At 68.4% G+C, this 20451-nt stretch carries 13 protein-coding genes; 10 read left to right on the forward strand and 3 right to left on the reverse strand.

What is annotated here, in order from left to right:
- Positions 1-184: 184 nt before the first annotated feature.
- Together femX and ACIP5W_RS06225 are read left to right on the forward strand one after the other, a co-directional pair.
- A complete protein-coding gene (gene femX, locus ACIP5W_RS06220; protein ID WP_363092320.1) occupies positions 185-1306 on the forward strand; it encodes a peptidoglycan bridge formation glycyltransferase FemX in 1122 nt (373 codons plus the stop codon).
- A gap of 91 nt (positions 1307-1397) precedes the next feature.
- Entirely contained in the window at positions 1398-2429 is a 1032-nt protein-coding gene (locus tag ACIP5W_RS06225) for an alanine racemase (protein ID WP_363092319.1), read from the forward strand.
- An 82-nt stretch (positions 2430-2511) separates the two neighbouring features.
- On the opposite strand, the gene ACIP5W_RS06230 is transcribed toward ACIP5W_RS06225, so the two are convergent.
- Positions 2512-4011, reverse strand: coding sequence for a glycosyltransferase family 87 protein (locus tag ACIP5W_RS06230; protein WP_401467458.1), 1500 nt, complete (start codon positions 4009-4011; stop codon positions 2512-2514).
- A gap of 131 nt (positions 4012-4142) precedes the next feature.
- Entirely contained in the window at positions 4143-6836 is a 2694-nt protein-coding gene (locus ACIP5W_RS06235; protein WP_401467461.1) for a transglycosylase domain-containing protein, read from the reverse strand.
- Positions 6837-7220: 384 nt separating this feature from the next.
- On the opposite strand from ACIP5W_RS06235, the gene ACIP5W_RS06240 reads away from it, so the two are divergent.
- From ACIP5W_RS06240 to ACIP5W_RS06255, 4 genes are all read left to right on the forward strand, one after another.
- Positions 7221-7904, forward strand: coding sequence for a helix-turn-helix transcriptional regulator (locus ACIP5W_RS06240; protein ID WP_401467464.1), 684 nt, complete (start codon positions 7221-7223; stop codon positions 7902-7904).
- A 44-nt stretch (positions 7905-7948) separates the two neighbouring features.
- The gene (locus ACIP5W_RS06245; protein WP_363092315.1) at positions 7949-9031 is read left to right on the forward strand and encodes an inositol-3-phosphate synthase; all 1083 of its coding nucleotides are present in this window, start codon (positions 7949-7951) and stop codon (positions 9029-9031) included.
- A gap of 157 nt (positions 9032-9188) precedes the next feature.
- Positions 9189-10451, forward strand: a complete 1263-nt coding sequence (locus ACIP5W_RS06250; protein ID WP_401467467.1) for an MFS transporter — start codon at positions 9189-9191, stop codon at positions 10449-10451.
- Between the two features lie 125 nt (positions 10452-10576).
- Positions 10577-11074, forward strand: coding sequence for a hypothetical protein (locus ACIP5W_RS06255; protein ID WP_401467470.1), 498 nt, complete (start codon positions 10577-10579; stop codon positions 11072-11074).
- A 100-nt stretch (positions 11075-11174) separates the two neighbouring features.
- On the opposite strand, the gene ACIP5W_RS06260 is transcribed toward ACIP5W_RS06255, so the two are convergent.
- Positions 11175-12641, reverse strand: a complete 1467-nt coding sequence (locus ACIP5W_RS06260) for a CCA tRNA nucleotidyltransferase (protein ID WP_401467473.1) — start codon at positions 12639-12641, stop codon at positions 11175-11177.
- 256 nt (positions 12642-12897) lie between these two features.
- Here ACIP5W_RS06260 and ACIP5W_RS06265 point away from each other — a divergent pair, with 256 nt between their 5' ends.
- The 4 genes from ACIP5W_RS06265 to sigM all read left to right on the forward strand — a co-directional run bounded on the left by ACIP5W_RS06265 (position 12898) and on the right by sigM (position 20206).
- The gene (locus ACIP5W_RS06265; RefSeq protein WP_401467476.1) at positions 12898-15282 is read left to right on the forward strand and encodes a DUF6049 family protein; all 2385 of its coding nucleotides are present in this window, start codon (positions 12898-12900) and stop codon (positions 15280-15282) included.
- A gap of 44 nt (positions 15283-15326) precedes the next feature.
- Complete coding sequence (murJ, locus tag ACIP5W_RS06270) at positions 15327-17615, forward strand: murein biosynthesis integral membrane protein MurJ (RefSeq protein ID WP_401467479.1); 2289 nt, start codon at positions 15327-15329, stop codon at positions 17613-17615.
- Positions 17616-17751: 136 nt separating this feature from the next.
- On the forward strand, positions 17752-19467 hold the full coding sequence (locus ACIP5W_RS06275) for a serine/threonine protein kinase (protein WP_401467482.1): 1716 nt from the start codon (positions 17752-17754) through the stop codon (positions 19465-19467).
- A gap of 28 nt (positions 19468-19495) precedes the next feature.
- Positions 19496-20206, forward strand: coding sequence for an RNA polymerase sigma factor SigM (gene sigM, locus ACIP5W_RS06280; protein WP_401467485.1), 711 nt, complete (start codon positions 19496-19498; stop codon positions 20204-20206).
- Positions 20207-20451 lie beyond the last annotated feature (245 nt).

Raw genomic sequence — 20451 nt, forward strand, 5'->3', positions numbered from 1 at the left:
CGGCACCTCCCGCCGGCGTCGACGGCCGGAGCCGCAGAGCACCGGCTGAACGCCCCGGCCGTCCACCGGCCGGGGCAAAGGTGCCGTACGCCCAGTCAGGGCGCTCGCAAGGCGCAGTAGGCTTCGGCGCGAGAGCCGGAGCCCCTGTACCCATGGGGACACACCAGCCCGAGGAGCGCCCCGAATGAGCCTGACCCTGAGGACGATCAGCCGCGAGCAGCATCTGGCGTACATCCAGAGCCTGCCGGCGGCGAGCCACATGCAGGTTCCGGCCTGGGCAGACGTCAAGGCCGAGTGGCGGTCGGAGAGCCTCGGCTGGTTCGACGGCAGGACCGGTGAACTCGTCGGTGCCGGCCTCGTCCTCTACCGCCAGCTCCCCAAGATCAAGCGCTACCTCGCCTACCTGCCCGAAGGGCCGGTCATCAACTGGTACGCGCCGAATCTGACCGAGTGGCTGGAGCCGATGCTCGCGCACCTCAAGCATCAGGGCGCCTTCTCCGTGAAGATGGGTCCGCCGGTGATCATCCGGCGCTGGGAGGCCTCCTCCATCAAGGCGGGCATCCAGAACCCGGACGTGAAGCGGCTGCGGGACGTCGAGGCCGACTTCATCGAACCGCGGGCCTTCGAAGTGGCCGACAAGCTGCGGCGCATGGGCTGGCAGCAGGGCGAGGACGGCGGCGCCGGCTTCGGCGACGTCCAGCCGCGTTACGTCTACCAGGTGCCGCTGGCGAACCGTTCTCTCGAAGAGGTCCACAGGAACTTCAACCAGCTCTGGCGCCGCAACATCAAGAAGGCCGAGAAAGCCGGCGTCGAGGTCGTGCAGGGCGGCTACCACGACCTCGAGGAGTGGCAGCGGCTCTACGAGATCACGGCGGTGCGCGACCACTTCCGGCCACGCCCGCTGTCGTACTTCCAGCGCATGTGGACGGCCCTCAACACCGAGGACCCCAACCGCATGCGGCTGTACTTCGCCCGCCACAACGGCGTGAACCTCTCGGCGGCGACCATGCTGATCGTCGGCGGGCACGTCTGGTACTCCTACGGGGCCTCCGACAACATCGGCCGTGAGTTCCGCCCCTCGAACGCGATGCAGTGGCGGATGCTGCGCGACGCCTATGCACTCGGCGCCTCGGTGTACGACCTGCGTGGCATCTCCGACTCGCTGGACGAGTCGGACCACCTGTTCGGCCTGATCCAGTTCAAGGTCGGCACGGGCGGGCAGGCCGCCGAGTACCTGGGCGAGTGGGACTTCCCTCTGAACAAGCTGCTCCACAAGGCGCTCGACATCTACATGTCACGCCGCTGATCACCCGTCAGCTGCTTCGATGGCGTCATACGTCTCGGCAGCTCCCCACATCTGACACACCGCAGCCACGAGAAAGGTTCCAGGTCCGGCCATGGCGCTCACGCTCTACGTCGACACCGCGCGCTGGCGGGCGCACCACAAGCACGTGCAGGAGCAGTTCCCGGGTCTCGTCCCGGTCTGCAAGGGCAACGGCTACGGCTTCGGGCACGAGCGGCTCGCGGAGGAGGCCACCCGACTGGGCTCGGACATCCTCGCCGTCGGTACGACCTACGAAGCCGCGCGCATCAAGGACTTCTTCGGCGGTGACCTGCTGGTGCTGACGCCGTACCGGCGCGGTGAGGAGCCCGTGCCGCTGCCGGACCGGGTCGTGCGGTCGGTGTCGTCGATCGACGGTGTCTACGGCCTCGTGGGCGCGCGCGTGGTGATCGAGGTGATGTCCTCGATGAAGCGGCACGGCATCAGCGAGCAGGACCTGCCGCAGTTGCACGCCGCCATAGAGAACGTCCGCCTGGAGGGCTTCGCCATCCACCTGCCGCTGGACCGTACCGACGGCTCGGACGCCGTCGAGGAGGTCATCGGCTGGATGGACCGGCTGCGTGCGGCCCGGCTGCCGCTGCACACGATGTTCGTGAGCCACCTCAAGGCCGATGAACTCAGCCGCCTGCAGCAGCAGTTCCCGCAGACCCGCTTCCGTGCCCGCATCGGCACGCGGCTGTGGCTGGGGGACCACGAGGCCACCGAGTACCGCGGCGCCGTCCTGGACGTCACGCGCGTCGCCAAGGGCGACCGGTTCGGCTACCGGCAGCAGAGGGCTGCCTCCGACGGCTTCCTGGTGGTCGTGGCGGGCGGTACGTCGCACGGGGTGGGCCTGGAGGCCCCCAAGGCTCTCCACGGCGTCATGCCGCGCGCCAAGGGCGTCGCACGCGCCGGCCTGGCCACGGTGAACCGGAACCTCTCGCCGTTCGTCTGGGGCGGCAAGCAGCGCTGGTTCGCCGAGCCGCCGCACATGCAGGTGTCCATCCTGTTCGTGCCCTCGGACGCGCCGGAGCCGACGGTCGGCGACGAGTTGGTGGCCCATCTGCGGCACACCACCACGCAGTTCGACCGCATCGTGGACCGCTGAGCAGGACGGCAACGGCGTAAGGCCGTACACGGATTTCCGTGTACGGCCTTACACGTGGTCCGCCGGGATCCGACGTGTTCGCTCAGGGCGAACCGTCGACGGTGTCCCGCTTGCCCCACTCCACCTGCGGCCCCTCGAAGTGGGCCGCGTGCCGGACGGGATGAGCCGCCGCGCCCAGGACGAAGACGTCTTCCGCGCCGTCGAGCACCCCGCCCGAGGGATCGTCGTCCCCGGCCTGTCGGACCACGTCCCGCTCGGGCATCAGGATGTCCCGCACCACCATCACGCACAGATAGAGCGTCCCCAGCAGGTGGACGCCGATGGCCCAGTGATAACCGTCGGTCGGCAGTCCCTTGTGGGCTTCCCCGCTGGTGGTGTAGGCGAGGTACAGCCAGATGCCGAGGAAGTACGCCACCTCGCAGGCCTGCCAGATCAGGAAGTCCCGCCATTTGGGCCGGGCCAGAACAGCCAGCGGCACGAGCCACAGGACGTACTGCGGCGAGTAGACCTTGTTGGTGAGGATGAAGGCCGCCACGATCAGGAAGGCCAGTTGGGCGAAGCGGGGGCGCCGCGGAGCCGTCAGCGTCAGCGCCCCGATCCCCAGTCCGCACGCCACGACCAGGAGGGTGGCGAGCGTGTTGACGCTGTCGGTGGTGAGCGGATCGCTGGAGTTCTGAGCCAGGATCAGCCAGAACGACCCGAAGTCGACTCCCCGCTCCTGGCTGAACGTGTAGAACTTCGACCAGCCTTCGAAGGCGAAGAGCATCACCGGCAGGTTCACCACCAGCCAGGCGACGACCGCACCGCCGAGGGCCGTGCCGAAGTCCCGCCACTTCCCCGCTCGCCAGCACAGGACGAACAGCGGGCCCAGGAGGAAGACGGGGTAGAGCTTGGCGGCGGTGGCGAGGCCCAGCAGGACGCCGAACGCCAGCGACCGTCCGCGTGACCACATCAGCATGGCCGCGGCCGTCAGAGCGACTGCCAGGAGATCCCAGTTGATGGTGGCGGTCAGCGCGAACGCGGGCGCCAGGGCCATCAGCAGGCCGTCCCAGGGCCGCCGGGCATGCGTCCGGGCCACACAGACGGCGATGACGGCCGCACACGCCATCAGCATCCCCGCGTTGACCATCCAGTACCACTGGCCCTGGTGCTGGACACTGCCGCTGCCCGGCGTCAGCCAGGCGGCCACTTCCATGAACACTCCGGTGAGGACCGGGTATTCGAGGTACTGCATGTCGCCGGGGAGCTTGTCGAAGTACGGCACGAGTCCGTCGGCGAATCCGCGCCCCTGGTACAGGTGCGGGATGTCCGAGTAGCACGCGTGCGTGTACTGGGAGACAGCGCCGAAGAACCAGCCGCCGTTGTAGCAGGGCGCCTTCTGGATCAGGCCGAGGGCGAACATCCCGATGGCCACGAGCGCGACCACCCGTACAGGCGACAGCCAGGACGTCCCGGTCAGGGCTCGCCGCCCCAAGGGGCCACCGATCAGCTCACTGCCGGCCGCGGCCACCTCGTCGTTCCTGGTCGGCTGCACCGGATCAGGCTCGTGCACGCGCGCTGGCGTCGATTCTGCACTGGGCATGGCCCACATCCTGCCGTACGGACCTAGGAAAATGCCGAGGGCCGCCCCACCTGGCCCGGTGGGGCGACCCTCGTTTCACGTGAAACGTCCCCATGTTTCACGTGAAACGCATGTGTGAGGCGATTGCCCGACTAACCGCTCGCTCCTCCGAAGAAGCCGCCGTTGCCGTTGCCTTTGGTGGCGTCCCCGGTGTCGCTGGGTGAGGGGGAGGGACTCGTCGTGCCGGTGCCGGTGCCGCCGTCGGCGCTGTTCCCGCCGTTCCCGCCGCCCGAGTTGTTGTCGCAACCGAAGAAGCTGTTGCAGGTATCGCTCGGGGAGGGCGACGGTTCAGGTTCCGTCTCCGTGGGGGTCGGAGACGGCGAAGGGCTCGCCTCCTCGCTCTCCGTGACCGACGGAGTGGGCGACGGGATCGGGTCCTCGTTGAGGACCTCACCGATGGGCTCGGGTTCCGGGAAGCTCTTCTTCGGCAGGTTCTTCATGGCCTCGGCCATGTAGTCGTGCCAGATCTCCGCCGGGAACGAAGCGCCGTGGATCTTCTTCTGACCACCGGTTCCGAACATCTCCAGAAACGTGCGGTTCTTCTTGGTCTCGTCGTCGTCGTACCGGAACATGGTGATCGCGGTCGACAGCTGCGGCGTGTAGCCGACGAACCAGGCCGACTTGTTGCCGTCGGTGGTACCGGTCTTGCCTGCCACGTCACGACCGGGCAGCTGCGCGGCAGTACCCGTTCCCTTCTCCACCACGGTCTTCAGAATGTCCGTGACGTTGTCCGCGACCTTCGAGGTGAACCCTTCCTTCGTCTCGGTCTTGTGCGTGTAGATCACGCCGTCCTGGCTCGTGACCTTCTGGACCGAGTAGGGGTCACGCTGCTTGCCGCTGGCCGCGAAGGTGGCGTAGGAGCCGGCCATCCGGATCGCGCTCGGGTCGGAGATACCGATCGAGAACGACGGGAAGTCGGCGCCGGTGAGGCTGCTCTCCTTGATACCGGCGTCCCTAGCAGCCTGCTTCACCTTGTCCAGGCCGACGTCCATGCCCAGCTGGACGAAGGCGGAGTTCACCGACTCGCGCATCGCCTCCCGCAGGTCGATCTTGAAGTTGGGCGGGCTGCCGTAGGACGCCTGGCCGTCGTTGGTCTGCAGCCACTCCTCGCCCTTCTCGTTCTTCCAGATCGTCCCGTCGTAGTTCTTGATCTTGAGCTTGTTCTTGCCGCTGAACAGGCTCTTCGGTGAGACGATGGTGCGCTCGTCCTGGGCCTGCGACGATCCGAGGTCCTTGTCGCGGACGCCCCAGCTCATCGCCGCCGCAAGGACGAACGGCTTGAACGTGGAGCCCACCTGGGCACCAGTCTGGTCGGCGTTGTTGGTGAAGTGCTTGGTCGCGTCCTCACCGCCGTAGATCGCCTCGATGGCGCCGGTGGCCGGGTTGACGGATGCTCCGCCGAACTGGACGTGGGTGTCCGTATCGGGGCGTTCCTTCGGCTTGATGTTGGCCTTCTGGACCGCCGAGACAGCCTTTTCCAGTTGCTTGACCTTGTTCTTGTCGAAGGTCGTGTAGATCGAGTAGCCACCCTGCTGCAGCTTGTCCTGCGTGATCCCCGTTTCCTTGCTGTGGGTGATCACGTAGCCGTTGGCAAGGTCGACGAGGTAGCCGGTCTGACCGCTCAGCTGGGTGTTGGACCGCGGATTCTCCAGCTTGGGCAGGGTGGTGAACGTGGCCCGCTTGGCGGGATCCAGGTGCTCGTACTCGACCATCTTGTCGAGGGTGTCCTGCATCTGGGCCAGAGCACGCTTGCGGTTGGCCTCCGGCGTCGCGGCCGCGTCGATGGAGGTGGCGCCGGCGGGGTCGTAGTAGGTGGCACCCTTCAGCGTGGCGGCGAGGAAGGCGCACTCGCCCTCGTTGAGTTCGATGGCGTCCTTGTCGAAGTACGCGCGGGCGGCGGCCTGGATGCCGTAGGCGTTGCGCCCGTAGTACGCCGAGTTCAGGTAGCCCTCGATGATGTCGTCCTTGTCCTCCTCCGCCCCGACCTTTATCGACACGAAGATCTCCTTGAACTTCCGGGAGATCGTCTGGGACTGGTCGTTCAGCATGGCGTTCTTGACGTACTGCTGGGTGATGGTCGAGCCGCCCTGCGTCTGTCCGCCCCGCGCCATGTTGAACACCGCGCGCGCGATGCCCTTGGGGTCGATGCCGCTGTCGTCGTAGAACGTCTTGTTCTCCTGCGAGATCACCGCCCAGCGCATGGCCTCGGGAATCTGCGAGAGATCGATGATCTGGCGGTTCGTCTCACCACCGGTGGCAACCATCTGGCTGCCGTCGCTCCAGTAGTAGACGTTGTTCTGCGCCGTGGCGGTCTTGTCGACCTCCGGGACGGCGACCATGGCGTACCCGACGCCCGCCACCGCGACCAGGCTGCCCATGAAGCCGACGAACAGACCGGTGACGAGCTTCCAGGACGGCACCCAGCGCTGCCAGCCGTACTTGCCGGCGCGCGGATAGTCGACCAGGCGTTTCTTGGCAGGTGCCGGACGACCCCGGCCCCGGCCCGGAGGGCCGGACGGTCCGCCTCGGCGGCCTCCTGCCGGCTCGGCGGCTCTGCGCCGGCCACCCGTGCTCCTCTGTGCCGCGCGCCGGACGTCGGCGCGGCCACCGGACGACGGGTCCTCGCCTCCCGGCCCGTGGAAGCCCGACCCGTACGAGTCGGAAAGAGACCCGGTGGCGCCTCGCGGTGCCGCACGGCGGCCGGAGGACGAGCCGGACTGGCCGCGTCGGGCCGCGGCACGTCCGCCTTCCTGCGGCTGCGGCGGTTTGCGACGGTGCTCGCTCATCGAACGACTACTCCTCGGGCAGGCGCATCCGTGCGCGCCTGGAAACGGCGGCTGGTTTCCTGTCCCCCCGAAGTACGGATGGGGTCGCTGGCGCATTCACCCGTACTGCACCGGGGAACTCGACGCCCCCCGGCGTCTCGCGAGTCCCGGTGGTTTGCATGGCGCACAGACTACGCACCCTCAAAACCCGTCCAGCCCCGAAGTTCATCTCAAATCAGGCAACTTGCCCGCAATGAATCCGTGATGTGATCCCGTTCACTATCGCTCCCCTTGTCCCAGCCACAGGGCCGTTCTATCGTGCTGATGTATCGAGTCGATACATCAGCACGGCATAAGGCCGTCAGCGGGCCCGTCACCACGGGTCGCGAGAGAGAGGAGGCGACGATGAGCCGGCGTTCCGGAATCCTCGAGTTCGCCGTCCTCGGCCTGCTCCGCGAGTCCCCGATGCACGGCTACGAGCTGCGCAAACGACTCAATACCTCACTGGGCGTGTTCCGTGCCTTCAGCTACGGGACCCTCTACCCCTGCCTCAAGACGCTCGTCGCCAACGGCTGGTTGATCGAAGAAGCGGGAAACAGCCCGGAGGACGCCCCGACCGCTCCGCTCACCGGACGCCGCGCCAAGATCGTCTACCGGCTGACGGCAGAAGGTAAGGAGCACTTCGAGGAACTTCTCTCCCAGACGGGCCCGGACGCGTACGAGGACGAGACCTTCGCCGCTCGCTTCGCCTTCTTCGGCCAGACCTCCCGCGATGTGCGCATGCGCGTCCTGGAGGGCCGTCGCAGCCGCCTGGAGGAGCGCCTCGAGAAGATGCGCGCCTCACTAGCGCGCACCAGGGAGCGCCTCGACGACTACACGCTTGAGCTCCAGCGCCACGGAATGGAGTCCGTGGAGCGCGAAGTGCGCTGGCTGAACGAGCTCATCGAGAGCGAGCGGGCCGGACGGGACCTGAAGGGGTCCGGTCCCGGAGGATCCGCTCAGCAGAACACCACATCTGGATCGACGGGCGGCCTGCCCCGTCCCGGGGACACTCCCGGGACGGATACGCCCGGCGAAACCGCCACGTGAGCGCCCACTCAGGGCCTCACTCGTACACACAGGGAGCAACCGGAATGGGTTCGGTTCGCGTAGCCATCGTCGGCGTGGGCAACTGCGCGGCGTCGCTGGTGCAGGGCGTCGAGTACTACAAGGACGCCGACCCGGCGTCCAAGGTCCCGGGCCTGATGCACGTGCAGTTCGGGGACTACCACGTCGGTGACGTCGAGTTCGTCGCCGCCTTCGACGTCGACGCGAAGAAGGTCGGCCTCGACCTCTCGGACGCCATCGGTGCCAGCGAGAACAACACCATCAAGATCTGCGACGTGCCGAACAAGGGCATCACGGTCCAGCGCGGCCACACCCTCGACGGTCTCGGCAAGTACTACCGCCAGACCATCGAGGAGTCCGCCGAGGAGCCGGTGGACGTCGTCCAGGTCCTGAAGGACAAGCAGGTCGACGTCCTCGTCTGCTACCTGCCCGTCGGCTCCGAGGACGCGGCGAAGTTCTACGCCCAGTGCGCCATCGACGCCAAGGTCGCCTTCGTCAACGCCCTCCCGGTCTTCATCGCCGGCACCAAGGAGTGGGCGGACAAGTTCACCGAGGCCGGCGTGCCGATCGTCGGTGACGACATCAAGTCCCAGGTCGGTGCCACCATCACGCACCGTGTGATGGCGAAGCTGTTCGAGGACCGTGGTGTCCGGCTCGAGCGCACCATGCAGCTCAACGTCGGCGGCAACATGGACTTCAAGAACATGCTGGAGCGCGACCGCCTCGAGTCCAAGAAGATCTCGAAGACGCAGGCCGTCACCTCGCAGATCCCCGACCGCGACATGGGCGAGAAGAACGTCCACATCGGTCCCTCGGACTACGTGGCCTGGCTCGACGACCGCAAGTGGGCGTACGTCCGTCTCGAGGGCCGCGCCTTCGGTGACGTCCCGCTGAACCTGGAGTACAAGCTCGAGGTCTGGGACTCCCCGAACTCCGCGGGTGTCATCATCGACGCCCTGCGCGCCGCGAAGATCGCCAAGGACCGCGGCATCGGCGGCCCGATCCTGTCGGCGTCGAGCTACTTCATGAAGTCCCCGCCGGTCCAGTACTTCGACGACGAGGCCTACGAGAACGTCGAGAAGTTCATCCGCGGCGAAGTCGAGCGCTGATTCGACCGAGCACGGCGCACAGACGCGACCGAGGGTCGCGCGCCGGCTCGGCACACCGCGCTGCGTCCGGCAGCGCTGAAATTCGCTCCTGCCAGGGCTGACGAGGGCCCCCGGGTCGTGTGATCCGGGGGCTTCGCCGTATGTGAGGCTGTCCCCCATGGCCGTCGTCCGCGATCTGCGCGTCCTGCTGCGCTTCGGCAACTTCCGGCGCCTGCTCGCCGTACGACTCCTCTCCCAGTGCGCCGACGGCGTCTACCAGGTCGCGCTCGCGGCCTACGTCGTCTTCTCCCCGGAGAAACAGACCTCGGCCACCGCGATCGCCTCCGCGATGGCGGTGCTGCTCCTCCCGTACTCCCTGGTCGGCCCCTTCGCCGGCGTCCTGCTGGACCGCTGGCGCCGCCGCCAGGTGTTCCTCTACGGCAACCTCCTGCGGGCACTGCTGGCCTCGGTCACGGCCGCCCTGATCGTCAGCGGTGTTCCCGACTGGCTCTTCTATGCCTCCGCTCTCTGCGTCACCGCGGTCAACCGCTTCGTCCTCGCCGGTCTGTCGGCGGCGCTGCCGCGCGTGGTCGACGCCGAGCGCCTGGTCATCGCCAACTCCCTCTCACCGACGGCAGGCACACTCGCCGCAACCGCAGGGGGCGGGCTCGCCTTCATGTTCCGGCTGCTGGCCGCCGACTCCGACGCCGCCGTCGTCCTGCTGGGTTCGGCGCTGTACCTGTGCGCCGCCCTGGTGTCCCTGCGCCTGGCGGTGGATCTGCTCGGCCCCGAACCGGACCTGATCCCGCCCCGTCTCATGACCACCCTCCGCGGAACGGCCCGCGGCCTGGTGGCCGGCCTGCGCCACCTCGCCGAGCCAGGTCGCCGACAGGCCGCCTGGGCACTCGGCGCGATCACACTGATGCGGTTCTGCTACGGCGCCCTGACCGTCATGACGCTGATGCTCTGCCGGTACGCCTGGTCCTCCGACCCGGAGGAGGGGCTGGCCCTGCTGGGGCTGGCGGTGGGCATCGCGGGCGTGGGCTTCTTCGTGGCGGCCGTGGTGACCCCGTCCGCCACCGGGCGTCTGGGACCGGGTCGCTGGATCGTCGTCTGCTCGGCCGTGGCCGCCGTGCTGGAACTCGCGCTGATGCTTCCGTTCGCCGAAGCCACCGCGTTCGTCGCGGCCTTCGTCCTGGGACTCGTCACCCAGGGCGCGAAGATCGCCACCGACACCATCGTCCAGTTCTCCGTTGAGGACGGCTTCCGCGGCCGCGTCTTCTCCCTCTACGACGTGCTGTTCAACGTCGCCTTCGTCGGCGCCGCCGGAGTGGCCGCCGTGATGCTGCCGCCGGACGGGCGCTCCACGGCCCTGGTGGTCACGGTCGCCGTTATCTACGGGGCTGTTTCTGCTGCTATGGCCAGATTTGAACGCCAGTAAGTGTCACATCAATGCCACAGACCTCTCCTGGGCTACAGCGTTGTCAGTGGTGGCCGGTAATTTACGTGCGTCTTATCTCGCGTCTCACGCGCGTCGCACACCTATGTTCTCTAGGGGGACCCCCAGTGACGACTCCGCCGCCCCAGGGCCAGAATCCGTTCGCACAGCCGGGCCAGCAGCCCTACGGCCAGCCGCAGGGCCAGGCTCCGTACCCGCCGCAGCCCGGCTTCCCGCAGCAGCCCACCGCCCCCTACGGCGCGGTCCCCCCGGCACCGCCCAGCCGCAAGGTCAGCTTCAAGCTGATCAAGAACATCGTGGTCGTCCTGGCCGTCATCGGCGTGGGTATCGGCGTCTTCATATCGAGCCGGGACGACGCCAACACCGCGGCGGTCGGCGACTGCATGCACCGTGGCAGCACCAACGACAACGACCCCGACCTCGAGGTCGTCGAGTGCAGCTCGTCGAAGGCCCAGTACGTGGTACTGGCCAAGATCGAAGGTGACTTCTCCCAGCTCAACGCGGAGACCAAGTGTGCGGAGAAGGCAAAGGACTTCCAGTACTCGTACACCGAGACCGGTGACGGCAGCAACTTCCTGCTCTGCTTGAAGGACTACTCGAAGTAAGCAGTCGCAGGGAAGGGGCGGTGTTTCACGTGAAACACCGCCCCTCGGCATATCCGGGCGGGGCATGTTTCACGTGAAACATGCCCCTGCTGTGCACGCCTCAGGCCTCCTTGGCCCACCACTCCTGAAGCGCCGCCACCGCCGCGTCGTACTCCATCGGGCCGTTCTCCAGCCGGAGTTCAAGCAGGTGCTTGTAGGCCTTGCCCACGGCGGGACCGGGACCGACACCCAGGATCTCCATGATCTGGTTGCCGTCGAGGTCCGGACGGATCGCGTCCAGCTCTTCCTGTTCCTTCAGCTCGTCGATGCGCTCCTCCAACCCGTCGTACGCACGCGAGAGCGCGGCTGCCCTGCGCTTGTTGCGCGTCGTGCAGTCCGAGCGGGTCAGCTTGTGCAGACGACCGAGGAGCGGTCCGGCGTCCCGTACATACCGGCGGACGGCGGAGTCCGTCCATTCACCGGTGCCGTAGCCATGGAAGCGAAGGTGGAGTTCGACCAGGCGTGAGACGTCCTTCACCAGTTCGTTGGAGTACTTCAGCGCGGTCATGCGCTTCTTGGTCATCTTCGCGCCGACCACCTCGTGGTGGTGGAAGGAGACCCTGCCGTCCTTCTCGAACCGACGGGTTCGCGGCTTGCCGATGTCGTGCAACAGCGCGGCCAGGCGGAGGGTGAGGTCGGGGCCGTCCTTCTCCAGTGCGATCGCCTGCTCCAGGACGATCAGCGTGTGCTCGTAGACGTCCTTGTGCCGGTGATGCTCGTCGCTCTCCAGTCGCAGGGCGGGCAACTCCGGCAGCACGTACTCGGCGAGCCCGGTGTCGACCAGCAGCGTCAGGCCCTTACGGGGATGCGCGGAAAGGATCAGCTTGTTCAGCTCGTCCCGTACGCGCTCGGCCGAGACGATCTCGAGCCGGCCGGCCATCTCGGTCATCGCCGTGATGACCTCCGGGGCCACCTCGAAGTCGAGCTGGGCGGCGAAGCGGGCGGCACGCATCATCCGCAACGGGTCGTCCGAGAAGGACTCCTCCGGCGTCCCCGGGGTGCGCAGCGCCCGCGCGGCCAGATCATGGAGGCCGCCGTGCGGGTCGATGAACTCCTTCTCCGGGAGTGCCACGGCCATCGCGTTCACCGTGAAGTCCCGCCGCACCAAATCCTGCTCGATGGAGTCGCCGTACGACACCTCGGGCTTGCGGGACGTCCGGTCGTAGGCCTCCGAGCGGTAGGTGGTCACCTCGATCTGGAAGCTTCGATCAACACCTCCGACGCGGGCGTCCTTCTGCGCTCCCACCGTGCCGAACGCGATCCCGACCTCCCATACGGCGTCCGCCCAGGGCCGGACGATCTTCAGCACGTCCTCGGGGCGAGCGTCCGTCGTGAAGTCGAGGTCGTTGCCGAGTCGGCCGAGCAACGCGTCCCGGACCGAACCGCCGACCAGGGCGAGTGAGAACCCGGCCTCCTGGAAACGGCGGGCGAGGTCGTCGGCGACAGGAGCCACCCGCAGCAGTTCACTCACCGCGCGGTGCTGCACCTGACTCAGGACACTGAGATTGTCTTCGTTGGCGTTCGGCACAACAGAAGAGGGTACGTGGCCCGGCACGGCGCGGGCGCCCCGATAAAGGGCACAGCAACCTCACTCAAAACCGCACAACCACCAGCCTTCACGACATACGCGACTAGTCCTTCTTATACATCCACATAGAGGATGCACTGCAGGTCGCACCTGATCTTGTGGAGCAGACCGCGGCACTTACCCTCAGCGGGCATCGTTACCATGCGTGGACGCACATACCGACGACCACTGACGACGACGAGGGACGGACGAGCGCGTGGCCGAGGCGGCAGACTTCCCGGGGATGACTCCCTCACCTGCCCGCCGGTGGCTGCGGCGCACCGGAGCACTGCTCGCGGGGGCGCCTCTGCTGGCCGGCCTGCTCCAGCTGCCCGTGTCCTCCGCGTCGGCCGCCGAACAGACCTCAGCCAAGGCGGCCTCCGACACCGGCACGGTCGCCGTCGCCGTCGACTCGCTCGCCCCCAGCGCTCCCACCGAGGGAGACACGCTGACTGTGTCCGGCACGGTGACCAACAAGGGCAAGCAGACCGTCACGGACGCTCACGTCGACCTGCGCCTGGGGTCCGCTCTGACGACCCGCTCGGCGATCGACAGCACCGCCAAGCGGCCCGACGACCTGTCGAACGCCACCGGATCCGAGGTGGGCGAGAAGTACGTCGCCAAGTTCGCCAAGCTCGCTCCCGGGGTCGCCCAGCAGTTCAGCATCTCCGTACCGGTGGACGAGCTCGATCTCGGGGCGGACGGCGTGTATCCCCTGGGCGTCTCCCTCTCGGGTGAGACTCCCGCGAAGCCGTGGGAGCAGATGCTCGGCATCCAGCGGACGTTCCTGCCGTGGCAGCCCGACCAGGCCGACACCAGGACCCGTACGACGGTGCTGTGGCCGCTGGTCTCCAACGTACGCATGACAGCCGAGACCGGGTCCGACGAACAGCAGACGCCGGTCTTCCTCAACGACGACCTCGCCGCGGAGATCTCGCCCGGCGGCCGCCTAGACCAGCTCCTGAGCCTGGGCAGGACCCTCGATGTCACCTGGGTGATCGACCCGGACCTACTGGCCTCCGTCGACGCCATGACCGAGCGGTACGACATCCTCGCCGGCGACACCACCACGGCCGGCAAGCACCAGGCCGTCGCCAGTCGGTGGCTCGCCGCCCTGCAGGAGGCCGTACGGGGCAAGCAGGTCGTCGCCCTGCCCTACGCCGACCCCGACCTGGCCTCCCTCGCGCACAGCGGCACCAGCGTGACCGGCTCCCTGAGCCAGCTCAAGGCAGCCACGGACGTCGCCGCAGACACCGTGGAGACCATCCTCCACGTGACCCCCAGCACCGACTTCGCCTGGCCGGTCGAAGGCGCCGTGGACCCGTCGATCGTCAAGGTCGCCACCTCCGCGGGCGCCGACAAGGTGATAGTGCGCAGCGACAGCCTGGCGGAGAGCGGCGGCCTGCCGTACACGCCCTCCGCGGCCCGCCCCATCGGCGGCGGCACCACCGCGGTGGTGGCGGACGCCCGGCTGTCGCAGGCGTTCCAGAGCGACCTGACGACGGCTTCCGCATCGACGCTCGCCGTGCAGGAGTTCCTGGCGCAGAGCCTGGCGCTGAACCTCCAGTCGGACAGACAGCGCAGCATCGTCGTGGCTCCTCAGCGCATGCCGACCGCGGCCCAGGCCCAGGCGATGGCGCAAGCGGTCACCGCCCTGCAGGGCGGGACCTGGTCGCAGGCGCAGCAGCTCACGGCAGCCGCCACCGCCAAGCCCGACCCGGGCGCCACGACGAAGGTGCCGTCCCGGTCGGCGTACCCCGCCTCGCTCGCCAAGCGGGAGCTGCCGCGGTCGGCCTTCGTCGACATCGCCACCACGCAGGACCGGCTCGACAACTTCAAGGTGATCCTGACCGACGAGTCCCGGGTGGTGACTCCCTTCGGGCGGGCCGTCAACCGTGAGATGTCCACGTCCTGGCGGGGCCGGACCGCTGCGGCGAGCAGCTTCCGCCAAGGCGTCCAGGCCTACCTCACCACGCTCGCCGGCCAGGTCAAGCTGATCGAGAAGTCGGAGCTGAAGCTCTCCGGGCGCAGCGCCACGATCCCGGTGACCGTGCAGAACAACCTCGTACAGGGCGTCGGCCGCCTGGTGCTGCGGCTCACCTCGACCAATCCGACCCGTCTCGAGATCGACGGCAAGGCCTACGCCGAGCGGCCCATCGCGGTCTCCGGCGGACACAGCACGACGGTGAAGTTCACCACCTCCGCCAACGCCAACGGCCAGGCGGCGGTCGTCGCCCAGCTGTACACCGAGGACGGCAGGGCGTACGGCGCACCGGTCACCTTCGACGTGAAGGTCACCGAGATCACGGCCACCGTGATGCTCGTCATCGGCGGCGGTGTCCTGCTGCTGGTGCTGGCCGGTTTCCGGATGTACACCCAGCGCAAGCGCGCCGCGGCCCGGGGGGCCGAGGACCACGCCGCCGACGGAACGGACCCGGTGGTCGACGCCGCCGAGACCGCGCAGGAATCCGAGAGCCGTCCCGACGACGAGTCGGGCGCCCCGTCCGGGACGGACCGCCCGGTGCAGCCGAGTGACGGGACGCCGGACACCGCAGCGGAAAGCACCGACCCTTCCGGGACGGGTGAGAGAGTGGACCGTTGAGGATGTCGTGGCCGGACGGCCCGGAACGATGAGGTGGGGTAACCATGAACGCGCCGTACGACGGTGACCGCGGCCAGGCCGCGGGCAGCTCGGGCTACCCCGAGGGCCCGCCGCCCGACCAGGGCCAGGTGCCGCCGCAGCACCCCGCGGACATGTACCTCCAGGACGCCTACGACCAGGACCCCTACCGGTCCCAGGACCTCGCCGCGCAGGATCCGGTCGCCGAGGCGCTCTACGACCGTGCCGCGCACCCCCCGCCGCCGCCCGGCGCCCATTCTCCCCAGCAACCGCTCTACGGGCAGCCGCAGCCGTCCCCCTACGCGCCCGACCCCCGCGTCTGGGCCCAGACCCCGGCGCCCGAGCCGGAGGGCCCGACGCAGTACCTGCCGTACGGCGACGACCCGCGCACGACCCAGTTCGTCGGTGTGGACGACCTCGTCACGCACTCCGGTGAGGAGCGCCACGAACCCGACGCCTTCGCCCACCTCTTCCGCGACCAGCAGCAGGGCGGCGCCCGCTCCCAGACGGACTCGCCCGCGGTACCGGGGCCGGCGCACGCTCCGGGCGGTCAAGGTCCCACCGCGCAGTACCGGTCACCCGCGGCCGTCCATGCTCCAGGGCCCGAGGGACCGGCGTCCGGTGTCGACCAGACCATGAACCTCACCGCCACCCCGGCGGCCCCCGCGCCACCCGCGAAGAAGGGCGGGCGGGCCACGGGGCTGCTGAAGTCGAGCGCCGTGATGGCCGCGGGCACGATGGTCTCGCGTCTGACCGGGTTCATCCGGTCGGCGATGATCGTCTCCGCGCTGGGTCTCGGCTTCCTCGGTGACTCGTTCCAGGTCGCCTACCAGCTGCCGACGATGATCTACATTCTGACCGTCGGCGGTGGCCTCAACTCCGTCTTCGTGCCGCAGCTCGTCCGTGCCATGAAGGAGGACGACGACGGCGGCGAGGCGTACGCCAACCGTCTCCTGACCCTCGTGATGGTGGCTCTGGCGGCGCTCACCGCCCTCGCGATGTTCGCCGCGCCGCTCCTGGTCCGCATGTTGGCGAACCCCGTCGCGAACAACCCCGCGGCCAACGAGGTCGCCGTCACCTTCACGCGCTACTTCCTGCCCTCGATCTTCTTCATGGGCGTCCATGTGGTGATGGGCCAGATCCTCAACGCCCGGGGCAAGTTCGGCGCGATGATGTGGACCCCGGTCCTGAACAACGTCGTCATCATCGTGACGCTCGGGATGTTCCTGTGGGTGTACGGCACCGCGGCGGACTCCGACATGAGCGTCACGAACATCCCGCCGGAGGGCCAGCGTCTCCTCGGTATCGGCATCCTGCTCGGCCTGGTCGTCCAGGCCCTGGCGATGATCCCGTACCTGCGCGAGACCGGCTTCCGGATGCGGCTGCGCTTCGACTGGAAGGGCCACGGCCTCGGCAAAGCCGCCATGCTCGCCAAGTGGACGATCCTGTTCGTCCTGGCCAACCAGGCGGGCGCGCTGGTGGTCACCCAGCTGTCCACCGCCGCCGGCATCGACTCGGGCGTCAAGGGCACCGGTTTCGCCGCCTACGCCAACGCACAGCTGATCTGGGGCCTGCCGCAGGCCATCATCACCGTGTCGCTGATGGCCGCCCTGTTGCCCCGTATCTCGCGCTCCGCGGCCGAGCAGGACGCGGGTGCCGTCCGCGACGACATCTCCCAGGGGCTGCGCACCACGGCCGTCGCGATCGTGCCCATCGCCTTCGGGTTCATCGCACTCGGCGTCCCGATGTGCACTCTGATCTTCGGCTCCTCGGGTGTCACCGAGGCCACGAACATGGGCTTCATGCTGATGGCCTTCGGCCTCGGCCTGATCCCCTACTCCGTGCAGTACGTCGTCCTGCGCGCCTTCTACGCGTACGAGGACACCAGGACCCCCTTCTACAACACGGTGATCGTGGCGGCAGTCAACGCAGCCGCCTCCGCCGCCTGCTACTTCCTGCTCCCTGCCCGCTGGGCCGTGGTCGGCATGGCCGCCTCCTACGGCCTTGCTTACGCCATCGGTGTCGGCGTCGCCTGGAACCGTCTGCGCAAGCGGCTCGGCGGGGACCTGGACGGTGCCCGCGTGCTGCGGACGTACGCACGGCTGTGCATCGCCGCCGTGCCGGCCGCCCTGCTCAGCGGCGCCGCCTGCTACGGCATCGCCCAGACTCTCGGTCAGGGCGTCCTCGGCTCCTTCGCCGCGCTGCTGGCGGGTGGGGCCGTCCTGCTCGGGGTGTTCTTCGTGGCCGCCCGCCGCATGCGGATCGAGGAGCTCAACTCGCTCGTCGGCATGGTGCGTGGACGCCTGGGGCGCTGAGCCAGGGGTAGGCGCACAACCATCGTCCGTCGCCGCGTGTCGTGCATAGCGCCGGACTGTGGGCACAATTGGTTTCGGCGTCGGACGGCGCGCACGGGGTCGGACGGCGCGCATGGATGGGGAGGCAGGAACGACGGTGGCGGAACCGAGTACGGCTGCCGTCGACGTGGCAGACAACAGCGGCGACGAGCCGCTGACCGCACAGGCGGACCAGTCCACGGCCGACGGTGTGGCCAAGAACCGGGAGCGGGACACGGACAGCGACGAGGCACAGGGGAGTGGTGGGACCGTGCGTCCCGGAAAGGCCTCGGCGCCGGAACTGCACAGCGGCCACAAGCTCGCCAGACGCTACCGGCTCGAGGACTGTGTCACCCGTCTGGACGGCTTCAGCAGTTGGCGTGCGGTCGACGAGAAACTCCGCCGCGCCGTCGGCGTCCACGTACTGCCCTCCGATCACCCGCGGGCCCGTTCCGTCCTGGCGGCGGCCCGGTCCTCCGCCCTGCTCGGCGACCCTCGCTTCGTCCAGGTCCTGGACGCCGTCGAGGAGAACGACCTCGTCTACGTGGTCCACGAGTGGCTGCCCGACGCCACCGAACTGACCACGCTTCTCGCCGCCGGGCCGCTGGAGCCGCACGACGCCTACCAGATGGTGAGTCAGATCGCCTCTGCCATGGCGGCCGCCCACCGCGAAGGACTCGCACACCTGCGGTTGAACCCCAACGCCGTGTTGCGCACCTCCACGGGCCAGTGGCGCATCCGCGGCCTCGCTGTGAACGCGGCGCTGCGCGGCATCAGTTCCGACACCCCCCAGCGCACCGACACCGAGGCGATCGGCGCCCTGCTGTACGCGGCGCTCACCCAGCGCTGGCCGTACGAGAACGACGCCTACGGACTGTCCGGGCTGCCCAAGGACATCGGACTGATCGCCCCCGACCAGGTGCGTGCCGGCGTCCACCGCGGTCTGTCGGAGCTCACCATGCGCGCGCTCGTCAACGACGGGGCGACCGCCTCCCGGCACGAGTCCGCCTGCACCACTCCTGAGGAACTGGTCAAGGCCATCGGCGAGATGCCTCGCATCCGCCCGCCGGAGCCCGCGTTCACCGCGCCGCCGGAGTACCAGCGGACCACTTACCAGCAGGGCAGCTACGGACGTCCTTCGGCGCACCCGGGTGCCACCCAGCCGGTACAGACCCCGCCTGCCCCCTTGCAGAGCCGCACCGGTAAAGCGCTCAAGTGGGCGGTCTCCGCACTGCTCATCGCGGCCCTCGGTCTCGGTAGCTGGCAGCTCGCGGACGCCCTGATGGACCAGGGCGACTCCGACGACACGAACCAGACGCAGACCACGGACGGCGACGACAACAACAGCACCGCGCCCAAGCCGATCCGGCAGCTCAAGATCCAGGGCTCGCAGGAGTACGTCGCCAGCGGTTACGCTCAGGCGCCGGAGGACGTCGCCAACACCTATGACGGCGACAGCTCCACCTACTGGCGGACCAAACGCTACGACGAGGGCCCGAGCCTCGCTCCCTACAAGCCCGGCGTGGGCATCGTCTACGACCTCGGATCGGCCCAGGAGGTCTCCGTAGCGTCGATAGGACTCCGGTACGCCGGCGACCACACGACCGTGAAGCTCTACGCCACGGACTCGCTCACCCCTTCCACGGGGATCAGTGGGATGAAGGAGATCGGTACCGCCGATGCCAGCGGTACCTCGCTGACGGTGAGGGCGTCGAAGTCGGTGAGGACCCAGTACGTGCTGCTCTGGATCACCGCCGTACCGTATGCCCCCACCGATGGTTTCAGTAGCTCCGGTTACAAACAGGCCATTACCGATGTGAAGTTCACGGGCTGAGGTCTCACCTGAGGGGGGAGAGGGTCCGATGGCAGCAGAAATCAGCGATCAGGACCTTCTCGCCCGCCATGTGAAGGGCGATCCCGACGCTTTCGGTGAGCTCGTGCGGCGCCACCGCGACCGGCTGTGGGCCGTAGCCCTGAGGACTCTGGGAGACCGGGAGGAGGCCGCCGACGCGGTTCAGGACGCTCTCGTGTCCGCCTACCGGGCCGCCCACACCTTTCGCGGTCAGTCCGCCGTCACCACCTGGCTGCACCGGATCACTGTGAACGCCTGTCTGGACCGAGCCCGCAAGGCAGCCTCCCGCAAGACCTCCCCGGTCGATGACACCGAGCGTCTGGAGCAGTTGCTGGAGCCGCACGAGTCGGCCTCGGCACCCGCCGAACGCAACGACCTGCACCGCCAGCTCCTGGAAGCCCTCGGCACCCTGCCACCCGACCAGCGCGCGGCGCTCGTCCTGGTCGATATGCAGGGCTACCCCGTCGCCGAGGCAGCCCGCATGCTCGACATTCCAACGGGGACGGTGAAAAGCCGCTGCGCCCGCGGCAGAGCGAGACTGCTGCCGCTGCTCACCCATCTGCGACCGGCGAGTTCCGTCGAGGTGAAGGAAAGCAGCCGGGGACGGAACCGGGCGGAGGGGACATCCGTCCCACCGGCAGCGGGTCCCCGGGACGAGGATCCGGACGGCGCCGAAACCGGCGATTCACCTGCTGTGAAGGGCGGAGGTGGGCGAACGTGACATCGACGACGGACACGGCCGGACACCCGGACGTAGCGGAGATCTCCGAGCTCACCGAAGGGTTGCTCCCTCCCTCCCGCAGCGCGGAGGTGCGCCGGCATCTCGACACCTGCGTGCTCTGTGCGGACGTGCACGCGTCGCTGGAGGAGATCAGAGGCCTCCTGGGGAGGCTGCCCGGACCGGCGCCGATGCCGGACGCTGTCGCCCAGCGCATTGATGCCGCACTCGCCGCCGAAGCATTGATC

Origin of the sequence: Streptomyces sp. NPDC088766, assembly GCF_044750845.1 — a bacterium.
Lineage (GTDB): Bacteria > Actinomycetota > Actinomycetes > Streptomycetales > Streptomycetaceae > Streptomyces.

What these genes read in the sequence shown, in the direction of transcription:
- femX (WP_363092320.1), top strand. Translation starts at nt 185, where the DNA reads ATGAGCCTGACCCTGAGGACGATCAGCCGCGAGCAGCATCTGGCGTAC.
- ACIP5W_RS06225 (WP_363092319.1), top strand. Translation starts at nt 1,398, where the DNA reads ATGGCGCTCACGCTCTACGTCGACACCGCGCGCTGGCGGGCGCACCAC.
- ACIP5W_RS06230 (WP_401467458.1), bottom strand. Translation starts at nt 4,011, where the DNA reads ATGCCCAGTGCAGAATCGACGCCAGCGCGCGTGCACGAGCCTGATCCG.
- ACIP5W_RS06235 (WP_401467461.1), bottom strand. Translation starts at nt 6,836, where the DNA reads ATGAGCGAGCACCGTCGCAAACCGCCGCAGCCGCAGGAAGGCGGACGT.
- ACIP5W_RS06240 (WP_401467464.1), top strand. Translation starts at nt 7,221, where the DNA reads ATGAGCCGGCGTTCCGGAATCCTCGAGTTCGCCGTCCTCGGCCTGCTC.
- ACIP5W_RS06245 (WP_363092315.1), top strand. Translation starts at nt 7,949, where the DNA reads ATGGGTTCGGTTCGCGTAGCCATCGTCGGCGTGGGCAACTGCGCGGCG.
- ACIP5W_RS06250 (WP_401467467.1), top strand. Translation starts at nt 9,189, where the DNA reads ATGGCCGTCGTCCGCGATCTGCGCGTCCTGCTGCGCTTCGGCAACTTC.
- murJ (WP_401467479.1), top strand. Translation starts at nt 15,327, where the DNA reads ATGAACGCGCCGTACGACGGTGACCGCGGCCAGGCCGCGGGCAGCTCG.
- sigM (WP_401467485.1), top strand. Translation starts at nt 19,496, where the DNA reads ATGGCAGCAGAAATCAGCGATCAGGACCTTCTCGCCCGCCATGTGAAG.